Source organism: Flavobacterium litorale (assembly GCF_019613795.1).
Classification (GTDB): Bacteria; Bacteroidota; Bacteroidia; order Flavobacteriales; family Flavobacteriaceae; genus Flavobacterium; species Flavobacterium litorale.
In genome coordinates this window covers 2,007,034-2,021,359 of the sequence record NZ_CP080429.1, presented here as the reverse complement: position 1 = coordinate 2,021,359, position 14,326 = coordinate 2,007,034, and the positions used below count along the sequence as shown (strand labels likewise).

General features: G+C 36.1%; 13 protein-coding genes. 7 read left to right on the top strand and 6 right to left on the bottom strand.

The window, feature by feature from the left end; genetic code table 11:
• Positions 1-181 precede the first annotated feature (181 nt).
• On the bottom strand, positions 182-847 hold the full coding sequence (gene ung / locus K1I41_RS09170) for a uracil-DNA glycosylase (protein ID WP_220640057.1): 666 nt from the start codon (positions 845-847) through the stop codon (positions 182-184).
• Positions 848-981: 134 nt separating this feature from the next.
• On the opposite strand from ung, the gene K1I41_RS09165 reads away from it, so the two are divergent.
• Entirely contained in the window at positions 982-3,150 is a 2,169-nt protein-coding gene (locus K1I41_RS09165; protein WP_220640056.1) for an endonuclease MutS2, read from the top strand.
• 25 nt (positions 3,151-3,175) lie between these two features.
• Positions 3,176-3,589 (top strand): thiol-disulfide oxidoreductase DCC family protein, encoded by a 414-nt coding sequence (locus K1I41_RS09160; protein WP_220641851.1) that lies wholly within the window; start codon positions 3,176-3,178, stop codon positions 3,587-3,589.
• Between the two features lie 109 nt (positions 3,590-3,698).
• Here the strand turns inward: K1I41_RS09160 and K1I41_RS09155 are convergent, their stop codons facing one another.
• From K1I41_RS09155 to aroC, 3 genes are all read right to left on the bottom strand, one after another.
• On the bottom strand, positions 3,699-5,210 hold the full coding sequence (locus K1I41_RS09155; RefSeq protein ID WP_220640055.1) for a T9SS type A sorting domain-containing protein: 1,512 nt from the start codon (positions 5,208-5,210) through the stop codon (positions 3,699-3,701).
• 122 nt (positions 5,211-5,332) lie between these two features.
• Positions 5,333-6,232, bottom strand: a complete 900-nt coding sequence (locus tag K1I41_RS09150) for a T9SS-dependent choice-of-anchor J family protein (protein ID WP_220640054.1) — start codon at positions 6,230-6,232, stop codon at positions 5,333-5,335.
• A 261-nt stretch (positions 6,233-6,493) separates the two neighbouring features.
• Entirely contained in the window at positions 6,494-7,555 is a 1,062-nt protein-coding gene (gene aroC / locus K1I41_RS09145) for a chorismate synthase (RefSeq protein WP_220640053.1), read from the bottom strand.
• A 281-nt stretch (positions 7,556-7,836) separates the two neighbouring features.
• Here aroC and K1I41_RS09140 point away from each other — a divergent pair, with 281 nt between their 5' ends.
• Positions 7,837-9,354 carry a DEAD/DEAH box helicase gene (locus K1I41_RS09140; RefSeq protein ID WP_220640052.1) on the top strand — a complete coding sequence of 506 codons (1,518 nt, stop codon included), beginning with the start codon at positions 7,837-7,839 and terminating at the stop codon, positions 9,352-9,354.
• A gap of 77 nt (positions 9,355-9,431) precedes the next feature.
• On the opposite strand, the gene nudK is transcribed toward K1I41_RS09140, so the two are convergent.
• Together nudK and K1I41_RS09130 are read right to left on the bottom strand one after the other, a co-directional pair.
• Entirely contained in the window at positions 9,432-10,019 is a 588-nt protein-coding gene (gene nudK / locus K1I41_RS09135; protein WP_220640051.1) for a GDP-mannose pyrophosphatase NudK, read from the bottom strand.
• A gap of 65 nt (positions 10,020-10,084) precedes the next feature.
• A complete protein-coding gene (locus tag K1I41_RS09130) occupies positions 10,085-10,579 on the bottom strand; it encodes a GNAT family N-acetyltransferase (RefSeq protein WP_220640050.1) in 495 nt (164 codons plus the stop codon).
• Positions 10,580-10,722: 143 nt separating this feature from the next.
• Between K1I41_RS09130 and K1I41_RS09125 the strand changes: the two genes are divergently transcribed.
• From K1I41_RS09125 to K1I41_RS09110, 4 genes are all read left to right on the top strand, one after another.
• On the top strand, positions 10,723-11,883 hold the full coding sequence (locus K1I41_RS09125) for a hypothetical protein (RefSeq protein WP_220640049.1): 1,161 nt from the start codon (positions 10,723-10,725) through the stop codon (positions 11,881-11,883).
• 194 nt (positions 11,884-12,077) lie between these two features.
• A complete protein-coding gene (locus K1I41_RS09120; protein WP_220640048.1) occupies positions 12,078-12,626 on the top strand; it encodes a type 1 glutamine amidotransferase domain-containing protein in 549 nt (182 codons plus the stop codon).
• A 90-nt stretch (positions 12,627-12,716) separates the two neighbouring features.
• Entirely contained in the window at positions 12,717-13,490 is a 774-nt protein-coding gene (locus tag K1I41_RS09115; protein ID WP_220640047.1) for a dienelactone hydrolase family protein, read from the top strand.
• 137 nt (positions 13,491-13,627) lie between these two features.
• Positions 13,628-14,308, top strand: a complete 681-nt coding sequence (locus tag K1I41_RS09110; RefSeq protein WP_220640046.1) for a hypothetical protein — start codon at positions 13,628-13,630, stop codon at positions 14,306-14,308.
• Positions 14,309-14,326 lie beyond the last annotated feature (18 nt).

Below are 14,326 nucleotides of genomic sequence, written 5' to 3'. Positions count from 1 at the left end.
AGACTTTGTAGGAAAGCAGAAATAATCATATTTAAATATCAAAAATCCAATAATACAACATTTATAAGAAACACCTACAAGGTCTCAAAGACCTCGCAGGAAAGTACGTAAAAATAGAGGTAGTATTATACAAAGTTAATAAAACCTTGTAGATTTTAAATATGAATTCAATAGTATCTAATTACCAAACTATCGGTGTCTTTCCTTTAACTTCAAGTAACCCATTCGCTTTACTAAAATGCTTATTACCAAACCAATGCCCCTTATTAGCACTTAATGGCGACGGGTGCCCCGACTCTAATACATCGTGCTTACTCCTATCCACTTTAGCACCCTTCTTTTTGGCATAACCACCCCAAAGCATAAAAACAATATCATTTTTTTCGTCAGATATTTTTTTAATAACCGCATCGGTAAATGTTTCCCATCCTTTACCTTGGTGGCTCGCTGCCTGCCCCTGCCTAACCGTTAACGTAGCATTAAGTAGCAAAACACCCTGCTCCGCCCAACGCTCTAAATTACCCGACTCTGGAACAGGTTTACCCAAATCGTCTTGTATCTCCCTAAAAATATTAACTAACGATGGTGGTTTAGGTATACCATCGCTAACCGAAAAACATAAACCATTGGCTTGTTTTGGTCCATGGTAAGGGTCTTGCCCCAGTATTACAACTTTTACCTTATCAAAAGGACAATGGTCAAAAGCAGCAAAAATAGTACTGCCTTTCGGGTAACAAGTATGTGTAGTGTATTCTTGCTTTACAAAACTAATAAGGTTTTCAAAATAAGGCTGTTCAAATTCGTCTTTTAGTACCTCTTTCCACGAAGGATGTATAGCAACATTCATAATCTTAAAATTTACCTACAAATATAGTTTTTACAACGTTTTGTAGTAATAAAGCTATCTTAAACTTTACTGCCAAATGTGCAGCTAGTACAAATATGTAGTATTTTTGCATAAAATTTGCTTAGCATACACTAATGATTAGTATTACACAAAAGACATTAAACGATTTAGAATTTAATACAGTGCTCGAAACCGTTGCAGAAGGATGCAACACTGAACTCGGAAAAGAAAAAGCACTACAAATAACACCTTACAAAAATAAGGAGCTTTTAATGCAATCGTTAAAGCAAACATCAGAGTATGTTTCGTCGTTTGATAATAATAATGCACTGCCCAATCATGGTTTTGAGGCGATTAATAACGAGCTAAAGTTTTTAGCGATAGAAGATAGTTACCTTGAGGCACCTGCCTTTAGGAAAATTGCAGCACTATCAGAAACTACCAATACATTACTTAAATTTCTAGAAAAGTTTAACGAATACTATCCCAACCTCTATAAAAGAAGTACAACGGTAGAATATGCTAAAGAGCTTGTAAAAAGCATAGAGCAAGTAGTAGATAAATTTGGAGAGATAAAAGACGATGCGTCGCCAGAATTACAAGCAATTCGTCGAAGCATGAATGAAGTAAAGGTCAGGATAAACCAAAGCTTTACATCGGCATTAAGCCATTATAACGGTTTAGGATATCTGGACGATATAAAGGAAAGCGTTGTCGAAAATCGTCGCGTGCTTGCTGTTTTAGCCATGTACCGTCGTAAAGTAAAAGGATCAATACTCGGTAGTTCAAAAACAGGAAGTATTACGTATATAGAACCTGAAACTACGTTACGCTACTCGCGCGAATTGAGTAATTACGAATATGAGGAAAAAGAAGAGGTAAAAAAAATATTACTACAGCTTAGTGCCATAACACGCCCATACATACCCGTTTTACAAGAATATCAAGAGTTTTTAACTGATGTAGATGTTATTGCTAGCAAAGCAAAGTACGCAAGGCGTATTAATGGGCTTTTACCCAATATAACCGAAGAAAAGAAGTTGTTTTTTAGGGATGCCTTCCACCCTATACTCTACCTAAACAATAAGCAAAAAAAAGAGCCTACCTACCCACAAACTATTGAACTAAGGCAGGATAACAGGATTATAGTAATATCAGGACCCAATGCAGGAGGTAAAAGTATTACACTAAAAACAATAGGATTATTACAACTAATGCTACAATGCGGTTTATTAATACCTGTGCATGAGCGTAGTGAAACCTTTTTGTTTGATAGGATAATGACGGACATTGGTGATAACCAGTCCATAGAGAATCATTTAAGTACCTATAGCTATCGGCTTAAAAACATGAATTACTTTTTAAAGAAGTGTAATGCTAAAACACTTTTTTTAATTGACGAATTTGGTACAGGTTCTGACCCCGAATTGGGCGGTGCATTAGCCGAAACATTCTTGGAGGAGTTTTATAACCGAGAAGCATTTGGCATTATAACAACACACTATAGCAATTTAAAAATGCTAGCCAATGAGTTACCTTATGCTACCAATGCCAACATGTTGTTCGACGAACGATCGTTAGAACCCATGTACAAGTTAATACTAGGGCAAGCAGGTAGCTCGTTTACATTTGAGGTAGCACAAAAAAATGGTATCCCATATGGGCTTATAAATCGGGCTAAAAAGAAAATAGAAAAGGGCAAAGTACGCTTTGATAAAACTATAGCAACACTCCAAAAAGAGCGCTCTAAGTTAGAAAAAACATCGCTCAACCTTAAAGAGGAGGAAATAAAAGCACGTGAGGAGAGCAAAAAAATGGAGAGCATAAATAGTAAAATTCAGCAAAAGCTGGAAAGCTATCAGGAGTTGTACGATGCTAACCAACGCCTAATATATATGGGGCAAAAGTTGGATGATATTAGCGAAAAATACTTCAACAATAAAAATAAGAAGGAGCTTATTGGCGAATTCCTGAAAATGGTTGAAATTGAAAACTCGAAACGTAAAAAGCTAACAGTAAAACAAAAAAAGGTAAAGCAAGTACAGCAACAAAAAATAGTAGCCGAAGTAAAAGAAAAAGTTGAAGTTATACGAGAGGTTAAAAAGGAAAGAAAGAAGAAAGAAAAGCCTATTGAGAAACCTAAAGCTATACTTAAAGTTGGCGATAGGGTACGTATGATTGATGGAAAAGCAGTAGGAACGCTAGATAGTATAGAGCGTAATAAAGCTACTGTTAATTATGGTATATTTACATCTAAAGTGGGTATTGATGCTTTAGAGCTTGTAGAAGCGGTTAAGAAATAAGAATGTCAATTTTTTAGTTATGGAATTGAAAGAATTGCCAAAAGATAAAAAAGTAATACTATTTGATGGCGTGTGCAATTTATGCAATTCGGCAGTACAATACGTTATTAAAAGAGATGATAAGGATATTTTCCGCTTTGTAGCTTTGCAATCGGAAGTAGGACAAGAAATAACTAATCATATCGGTATAGATACTTCTAAAGTAGACTCTATAATATTGTACGAGCCCAATAAAGCGTATTACTATAAGGCGGAAGCTGCTATTAAAATAGCTTCGGAATTGGGCGTTATTTATAAATTAATGCAGTTGTTTTTAATATTACCAAAAGGGATAAATAATCGTGTTTATGATTATGTTGCCAAAAACCGCTACAAATGGTATGGCAAAAAAGAGGCGTGTATGATACCTACTCCAGAAATGAAAGCTAAATTTTTGTAATAATATAAAAAATCCCCTGATAAATCAGGGGATTTTCATTTGTATACAGATACCTCAAAAAAGAAGCCCCGCTTAAAGCGGGGCTTACTTATTATAGTATAAAAACTGATTAGTTTTTAACAATCTTTTTAGTTATAGTACCTCTATCAGAAGCTATGTTCATGATATAAACACCTGAAGCTAAATCAGAGATATTGATTTGTGCTTGTGTAGCACCGTCATATTTCATTGATTTAACTGTACGACCGTTAAGATCTACGATGTTAATAGCACTTAAAAGTGAATTGTTAGCGTTAGCAACATTAATTACGTTTGTAGCAGGGTTAGGATATACTGCAAACTCAGTAGCATCTACATCAACTACATTAGCTGTAGGACCTGAAATACTTACAGTATCCAGAACAAGTGATGCAGCAGTAGCAGCCGTAGGAGAGTTTTGGTGGAAACCTATGTAGTATATTCCATCTTCTGTAGGAGTAAAGCTAACTGTCTGCTCTGAAAAAGTAGCACCGCTAATTTGAAGTGACTGTACAGGAACACCCTGAGCATCTATTGTAGGTGCATTACCAAAAGTAATATCTAAATTCATCATAGCCGTAGCATTAGTACTAGCTATAGATGTAAAGAAGCTTAATGTTACTTCTTGATTAGCTTGTAAACTTAATGCTCTAGAGAACATCCATGCATTGGCAGGACCAGTAGTTAATGCGTTAGTGAATACGAATCCGTCTCCTTGGTGAGCAGGATTTGCACCATTAACTTGTGCATTTGTAAGTACATTCCAAGCTGACTCTACTGTGAAACCATCTAGTCTTCCAGAAGCCGCTTCATCAAAACCATTGGTGTAGTTAGAAGTAGCTGCTAAATATAATCTGTAAGGACCTACCCAAGTACCTTGAGAACCGCCACAGTTTCCTCTTACATACACATCTAATGTACCGTTGTTATCTACTGAAAGACCTGAAAGGCTTAAAGAGTTTGTAGCTGTTGAGAAATCTGTTGCAGCATCATTCACAGGATCAAATCCAAGAGCACCTACTTTTACATCGTAGTTAGCAGGTGTACCAATGGCAGCAGTCCAATCGAAAGCAGCAGAAGAAGCTGTTATTCCAGTAAAATCGTTAACAGCTAAGGTATTAGGGCTTAAACAATCAGCAGCTTCCAAAGCAACAGAAAAATCAAACCCTGTAGAAAGCCAGTTGTTATCCCAAGCAATATAGTACACAACTCCAGCTTCTACAGGTATTGTAAGTGTAGTTCTGAAATCATCACCAGATACGTCATCAGCACCATTGTAACACTGTAGTGCATCACATGTACCTGTAAATACAGAAAGTCTTGTATCTGTACTTGCTGTAGGGTTAGCATCTAATGCAGAAGAGATTGTTAACAATCCGTTAGCTGCTGGCGTATAGCTGTACCAGTTAGCTTGTAATGCTCCTTGTGGGTTTTGGCTATTCATAGTACCTCCAAAACAACTGTTTCCGTAAGTTCCAGTAATCGCTCCAGCAGTTTGAGTACCGTCTGCCGCAATCGCAATTGCATTAGCACAATCAGCTTGAGCATTTGCTGTTAAAAAAGAACCCAAAGTAAGAGCTCCTATTAGTAAATGTTTTTTCATGGTAATAGTTTTTAATTTTTTTCAAAAATAGTAAAAAATTATACCGATGCAATTTTTATTATGTTAATATAAAAAAAAAGCAGGCTTTAAAAGCCTGCTTTTTTACGGAATTAGTAAGAATACTAATTTTTAACTATTTTCTTTGTAGCTGTACCTTTGCTAGATTCTATGTTAAGTACATATACTCCAACAGCAAGATCTGCAATGTTAATTTGTGTTTCTGCAACACCACTAAACGTTACAGTTTTTACAGTACGTCCGTTAATATCTGTAATAGTAGCACTGTCAATTGGTGTACTAGCAGCATTAGTAATGGTTATTACGTCTGTAGCTGGGTTAGGATACACCGTAAATTGAGATAATAGATTATCCTCGATAGAAGCTACATCAGCTGTAACAGTTATATCATCAACAAATAATGCAAATGCATCGTTAGATGTACAATGTACTGCAATATATACTTGTTGATTAGCATATACATCAAGATCATAGGTATATTCCGTCCATTCTACTGGTGCCTCAAGGAAAGTACCTTCTGATATAACTGTAAAATCTTCAACTGCAGTACCTGTAGTAGAAATTGCTACGCTAAATCTTTCTAAACCAAAATCGTCAGTAACTGATTTTGCCCACATTGAAAGCATGTTACCTGCAGATGATAACGTAATTTGCGGAGAAATTAACCAATCATCATTTGGACCTGATGGGTTGGTATCAGGCAAGGCATTAAAACATACAGCCATTTTATTACCTGTATGAGGTTCCCATCCATCAGTAAGGGCAGGGGTTGTTTGTGAAGGATTAAAGACTATGAACGACCCTACATATGTTGCATTTGTAAACTCAACATCCTGAACACCATATGACACAGCCATATCTCCATCAATAAGGCTGTAATCGCCTATGTTTTCAATTATAAAATCGTCATAACTTTCAAAGCTATCTTCAAATAGTGTCACTTGCGCATTAGCAGTAAATAATGAGCCTAATACTAAAGCTCCAGTAAGTAATTGTTTTTTCATTTGATTTATGATTTAAAGTTTTTTGTAAAACTCAAAAATACTAAAAAAATAGTTTAGTACCACTATAATGTTAGCAATAATGGGTGCTAGCAAATAAATTAATAGCTGTATATGTATGAGTTAAGGTAATGAGTTATTTTTTAATTAGTTCAATTATATCATATTATACAACACCTCTTTTGGTATGCTAGCATGGAATAAACTATTGTTCAGATTGTTAAAATCAATAACTTTTATTACACAAATTATGAGTTTCGTGCTTTAGATGTCCGAACGCGCCATAAGGTAATAATCAGCAATCACCAGTGCAGCCATCGCTTCAACTATTGGTATTGCTCTTGGCACAACACAGGCATCGTGTCTACCCCTGCCCTGCATGGTTACAATTTCGCCATTCGTATTTATTGTTTCTTGGGCTTGCATTAAAGTAGCTACGGGTTTAAAGGCAACCCTAAAGTAAATATCCATACCATTACTAATACCACCTTGTATGCCTCCAGATAAGTTTGTTTTTGTAGTGCCATCTGTATTATACAAGTCGTTATGTTCGCTACCTTTCATTTTAGCACCACAAAAGCCACTACCATATTCAAAACCCTTTACAGCATTGATGGATAGCATTGCTTTGCCCAGTTCGGCATGCAGTTTATCAAAAACAGGTTCTCCCAAACCTTTAGGAACATTTTTAAGTACGCAAGTAATAGTACCGCCTACGGTATCGCCTTGTTTTTTAACCTCTTTAATATGTTCCTCCATTTTTTTAGCAGTTGCAATATCGGGGCAACGTACAGCATTTGTTTCTGTTAAACTAAAATCTAAGGCTTGATAGGGTTTATCAATAAAAATTTCACCTACTGATGATACGAATGCATTAATACTAATTTCGGGTAACATTTGCTTGGCAATAGCACCTGCCACTACTCTGCTTACCGTTTCGCGTGCCGAACTTCTGCCACCCCCTCTGTAATCTCGTATTCCATATTTTTGGTCGTACACATAATCGGCATGCGATGGTCGGTACACCTCTTTAATATGCGAATAATCGGCACTTTTTTGGTTTACGTTAGGTATGGTAAAGCCAATTGGTGTCCCTGTAGTTTTGCCCTCAAACAAACCCGATAAAAATTGTACCGCATCAGGCTCTTTACGTTGAGTTACAATAGCCGATTGCCCTGGTCTGCGCCTATTCAATTCATGTTGTATGGCTTCAATGTCTATAGTTACACCTGCAGGACAACCATCTATAATACCCCCCAGTGCTTCGCCATGCGATTCGCCAAAGGTTGTAAGCTTAAATAATGTACCAAATGTATTGCCTGCCATGTTATATTTTTTTTGAAGTTCTACAAATATATGCGTTAATACTGTATTTATAAAGCACGCTTTAACCTTTAAATAATCCTAGCTTTACAATGTATTTTATATTAAAACGTTAATTGCACCTACTCTATTCCTCAAGAAGCAGTATTTGAGTAAATAATGCTAACCTAATTAGCAATTACCTTAACATCTGTAAAAAAATCAATCCATAACTAAGAATTATGATTTTATGAACGTGAATATGTATTTAAAATATATATTTTTGAAAATTATCACATCTCTTTATGCAAATAGAAGAAAACGCCGAGGACAGGAAAGAGCTGTACCACTACCAAAAGGAAGATATTAATGCCATATTTGATAAGTTTGAAGGACGTGCCAACAACTATCATTTACTTTACCAATTGCCTACAGGAGGTGGTAAAACGGTAATATTTTCTGAAATAGCCCGACGCTATATTGAAAAGTACAACCAAAAAGTACTGGTACTAACGCACAGAATAGAGCTTAGCAAGCAAACATCGCAAATGCTGGAAAGCTTTGGCGTGAAAAATAAGGTTATAGATAGCAATATTAAGGATTTGGATGACCATGAAGATTATTCGTGTTATGTAGCCATGGTGGAAACCTTAAATAATCGACTTAAGGATAAAAAATTCGTAATGGATTATGTAGGGCTTGTTATTGTAGATGAGGCACACTATAACTCTTTTAGAAAACTGTTTGCTTATTTTAAGAGTTCCTTTTTTTTAGGGGTTACAGCAACACCTTTAAGCTCTAACATTGATTTACCAATGTACGAAACATACGATGAGCTTATAGTGGGCGAGCCCATACAGTCGTTAATAGATAAAGGGTATCTTGCTAAAGCAGCAATGTATGGTTACGATGTAGAGTTAACATCATTAAAACTTGGTATTAATGGCGATTACACCGTAAGCTCTTCAGACGAACTGTACTCGCGCACGGGCATGCAAGATTTATTACTACAATCGTACGAAAACAGAACTAAAAATAAAAAAACACTGATATTTAATAACGGTATTAATACATCGTTATACGTATACGAAACATTTAAATCTGCAGGATACGATATAAGGCATTTAGATAATAAAACGCCCGAAGAGGAGCGCAGAAACATACTTAGTTGGTTTAAAAACACGCCAAATGCTATTGTAACATCAGTATCCATATTAACTACAGGTTTTGATGAGCCTACGGTAGAAACTATTATACTTAACCGAGCCACACGATCGTTAACCCTATATTTCCAGATGATTGGCAGAGGTTCGCGTAAACTTCCAAACAAAGAAACCTTTACGGTTATTGATTTGGGGAACAATGCGCAGCGGTTTGGTTTATGGAACGACCCTGTGGACTGGCAGTATATTTTTAAACACCCTGAACGGTTTTTAGAGAACATTCGTACAGATACTGATATCGAGAATCAGCACGTATATGTTATGCCCGATGATGTTAGGGAGAAGTTTAAAAATACCGATGATATTAACTTTGATATGGAAGAGGAGTATACACTTGCAATGGATGAAAAACGAAAACCACGAACGGTTATAGAAAAATCCATACGACAGCACGCCATGATGTGCCTAGAAAATACAGAGAGTATACCCGAAGCACGGAAACTAGCTAAAGAACTAGGGCAGGATATTGAATACCGCGTAAAGCAATATGCAAAACTACTGGCAAAAACTACCAAAAATTACAAGCAATGGCTTATAGACGATTATAAGCACAAACTTAATTTAATGATTGGTAAACTCTATATTGAATATTATGCCTAAATCTTTAAAAAAATTGGCATCAAACCGCAGTTTCTAAAAATAAACAAGCAATAGTTATTTACTAAGGTATTAATTATTTACACTAAGCCATGAATTTGGGCATATTGCAACAGAATTATGGTTTTAGCATCTTTAATTTTGCCATTAGTTATCATTGCCTTCGCTTCTTCAAACGGAATTTCTAATACTTCAATGTCTTCCTGCTCATTTTCGGCACCACCACCCTCACTAGTCTTCATAGTGTCAGCATAAGCTGCTACAAAAAAATATAATATCTCGGTAACCGATCCAGGAGACATATATACCTCCATTACTTTTTCAACTTTACTAAGGGTATAGCCTGTTTCCTCCTCTGCTTCAATTCTAATACATTCCTCTGGATTTTTATCATCCAACATTCCTGCACAAGCTTCAATCATCATACCATCGGTATTTCCATTAAACCACGTAGGTATGCGCAATTGCCTAGTAAGTATTACGGTTTTTTTGGTGGTATTGTATAATAAAATTACTGCCCCGTTACCTCGGTTGTATACTTCTCGAGTTTGCTCTTGTATTGTACCATCTTTTAATTGGTATTCAAACTTAACCTTGTTGAGTTCTCCCCAGCTATCCGATAATGTTTCGCTGGAAAGTAATTTTATAGTACTGTTGTTGTTTTGCATAGTTATAATTTAGTGCTGCAAATAAAATTTTGGGTTTATAATGTAATATGGTATAAAACAAATAGCTATCGTAGCTCCTTTTCCATAACGTAATCCTCCATTAAATATCCACTACCAATATCTATATCCTCCACTCCTACTTTTACAAAGCCCGTTTTATTGTAAAAATTAAGAGCTGTATTAAAACGATTTACATTGAGTGTTACAATAGTATTACCCACTTTACTGGCTTCGCGCTCTATAGCTCGTAACAATTGCGCACCAATACCTTTTCCCTGCAAGTTGGGTAACACGTATAACTTATGTATTTTGGTAGTATTTGGTTTGCAATTAAGCTCGTACGATGCAAAACCAAAATACTGTTTATCATCTTTAATCAGCAAAAACTCATGCCCTTTTACTTCGAGCTGTGCTGTAATTGATTTCGGGCTGTACATCATACCAAACATATATTCCAGTTGAGCGGCAGATAATATATCTTTATAGGTTGGCTCCCAAACTTGGTTAGCCAGTTTATTTATTAGAACGACATCTTTTAAGGAGGCTTTAACAATTTCCATATGTATTATTTTTAACTAAAACCCTTGAATTTATTAGTGATACAATGAATTGTAAAGATAATAAAAAAATAGTGGCACAGTAATTGAAAGTTATAGATAGCAAACACAAAAACTGAATTTTAAGGCACTAAAATAACACAACGATGAGAACGAAAATAAACTATATTGCCTTATTTGCTTTACTTTTTGTAAATCAAATTTTTGCACAAGATGTTACTACGGTAACGGCAAATAGTTATGATATTAGTGATAATCTAGATTTAACTGCCGTTGCATCGATATTTGGAGATTCGAGGGATTTAGAAGATTTTGAAAGAAAGCTCAATGACCCTAACATACAGATATCGAACTTAGATTTAAATAATGATAACAGAGTTGACTACTTGCGTGTAATTGAGGTAACCGAAAACAACACCCACTTAATAATACTACAATCGGTACTAGGTATAGATACCTTTCAGGATGTAGCTACTATTGAAGTGGAGCGTGACAGACAAAATAATGTACACGTACAAGTAGTTGGCGATGTGTATATGTATGGACCTAATTATATTTACGAACCCGTTTATGTAAACCGACCGTTAATATACGATGTATTTTGGGTAAGCAGCTACCGCCCTTACTACTCGCCTTGGTATTGGGGCTACTACCCTACCTATTATAGCTATTGGAACCCCTACCCCGTGTACCGATACCGAAACAATTTACACATACATATAAATAACAGAAACAGGTACAATTATGTGTATAACAGACGTAGTAGTCGTGCCATTGCATTGCACAATTCCAGAAGAGCAAATGCTTACGAAAGACAATACCCTGACAGGGCTTTTGCCAGAAGAACAAGCCTTAATAACAGATATGTATTGGAACAAAGCAGAGGCAGCTACAGCGTAGGTACCCGAACAAGTTCGTCACGAAATACATATAACAGTTCTTCCAGAAGTACAAATACCAATGCTACACGAACCAATTCGGTTAGAAATAGCAATATAAACCGTAATAGTGTTAATAGTTCCAGACGTTCTTCAGATAACCAAAATTCGTCTACAACTCGCAACTCATCTTCAAGAAGAAATAGTAATAACACTAGTACCTCACGTTCGTTAAACCGAAATCAAAACGCGAGAAGTTCTTCCTCAAGAAACAGAACAGATACTTCTGGCTCAAGAACAACCACACGACGCAGTACTACACCAACCACTACAAGGTCATCTAACAACGGAACATCGAGATCCTCTAGCAGTACCCGAAGCGGTTCATCCAGAAGTAACCGAAACTCGTCTTCAAGATCAAGAGGATAAAAACATATAACATTCAGCCAAAAAAGCACCGTACTACTACGGTGCTTTTTTATTACTATACTAATCCATCTACATCGCTCAAACCATACATTAACAAACATTAGTAGAACTTTAGTAGAGCATTAAAACATGTTTATCCACTTAGTTAGTAGTTTTGTATTGTAATTATTTACTAACCATAAAAATTTAAAATAATGAGCAAGAAAGTAGCTATTTTAGCAACAAATGGATTTGAAGAAAGTGAATTAAAATCGCCTAAGCAAGAACTAGACAAGCAAGGTTGGACAACACACATTGTAAGTTTAGATCACGGAAGCATTAAATCATGGTCTGGCGAAAACTGGGGAGATTCTTACCCTGTAGATAAAACAGTAGATGAAGTATCTGCATCAGACTATAATGCGCTGTTATTACCAGGTGGTGTAGCCAACCCCGATTTGTTAAGACGAAACGAAAAAGCTGTAAACTTTACAAGAGATTTCTTTAAGCAAAAAAAACCTGTAGCAGCAATTTGCCATGCACCACAATTGTTAATTGAGGCGGAAGTTGTAGCAGGTAGAGAACTTACATCGTTCCCATCAATCAGAAAAGATTTAGAAAATGCAGGAGCAAAATGGGTAGATAAAGAGGTAGTAGTAGACGAAGGTTTTGTAACAAGCCGTAGCCCTGAAGATTTAGATGCCTTTAATGCTAAACTAATTGAGGAAATAAGAGAAGGAAAGCACGAAGAGCAACACGCATAACATTAGTAAATATGCATCCGAATACTAAAAGCCTTTATACATTGTGTATAAAGGCTTTCTTATTTATATTTATCATATTAAAAATACATTATGAAACTAAAAACATTACTACTACTTACACTGCTAACCATGAGTTTACAAACCAATGCACAACTAAAAGCTGTACCATACAACGATGAAAATCAGAAATTAAATGGTTACGGTATAGCCCCAGCAAACCCCACCGCCGAGACACCTGGCATACTAATACTCCCAGCCTGGAGAGGCATTAATGCCCACTCCAAAAGAGTAGCAAAACAATTAAGCCAATTAGGGTACTATGCTTTTATTGCCGACATATATGGCGAAGGCAACTACCCTACTAATACTAAAGAAGCAGGCGAAAGAGCAGGTTACTACAAAAGCAACCCCAAACTGTACCAAAAACGTATTATGCTGGCTATGAACGAGCTTATTAAACAAGGTGCAAGCCCCGAAAATATTGTAGTAATAGGGTACTGTTTTGGTGGCACAGGAGCACTAGAAGTAGTAAGAGCAAAAATGGCTGTTAAAGGCGTGGTATCATTTCATGGTGGCTTGGGTAAAGATGCTAATAGAGAAAACAAAAAGATAAAATCGAAAGTATTAGTACTGCATGGTGCTGACGACCCATATGTATCGAGACAAGAAATAGAAGCCTTTGAGCAAGAAATGCGCGATGGTAATGCCGATTGGCAAATGATATACTATGGCAATGCAGTACATGCTTTTACCGAAGCGGAATTGGGAACAGACAACTCAAAAGGTGCTGCATATAACGATATTGCTAACAAAAGAAGTTGGGAACACTTAATGTTATTTTTAAACGAAACCCTTAACGAATAGGATTATATTTTTTTAACAATTATTTTTTGTTAATTATATTATTTATCATTTATATTTGTTTTGCTATAATTATCCGACAAGCAGAAACAGGGATATAAAATACTGAAAGTAAGCGCCATCCAATTAATTAATTCATCATGAAAAAAATTTCTTTGCTCATCTTTGGGCTACTTTTCTTTGTATCATGTTCTAATGATAACGAAGATGTAACAACTACTAACGGAAACAACAACACCACTGTTACTAACAATTACCAAGCAAAATCAGGCAACAACCTAAAACCCCTGTACCAAGCCATGACGGCATCAAAAAGGTATACTGATTATGATGCTGCTATTAAATTGTTTACCGCTAAAATGCGTTTTACAGGCAATACCGCTCAAATTAATACCGAAGCAAAACTACTGGGCTGGATAAATACCAATATAGCGCTTACAAGTTTTAACAACTATACAGAAGCCGAAACAGAGTGGAATAGTATTAAAAAATCGGGAGAACAGTTGATTACAGACAATCAATTATTTTTCCAGACTTTAGCAGGCTCTCAAACACAAGATTTTGTTGTTTTATTACCCGAACCAGACGTAGTACCCGCTTCAAACCCCTGCATGGAGGCTTGTGGAGATGTTCTCGACTTAACAGTTGAAAATGCACAAACAACCTTGACGAATTCAATGATAAACGGAGCTACCGAATACGTTGCCACAGGCAACGGTGCCGCTTTTTCGGCTACAATAGCTACGGCAACTACGTTATTTAAAATACAAACTGGAATAGCTGTGGAAACATACGCTGATTGCATTCTTGCGTGCCTGTAACTTCAAAAATTAACGTGC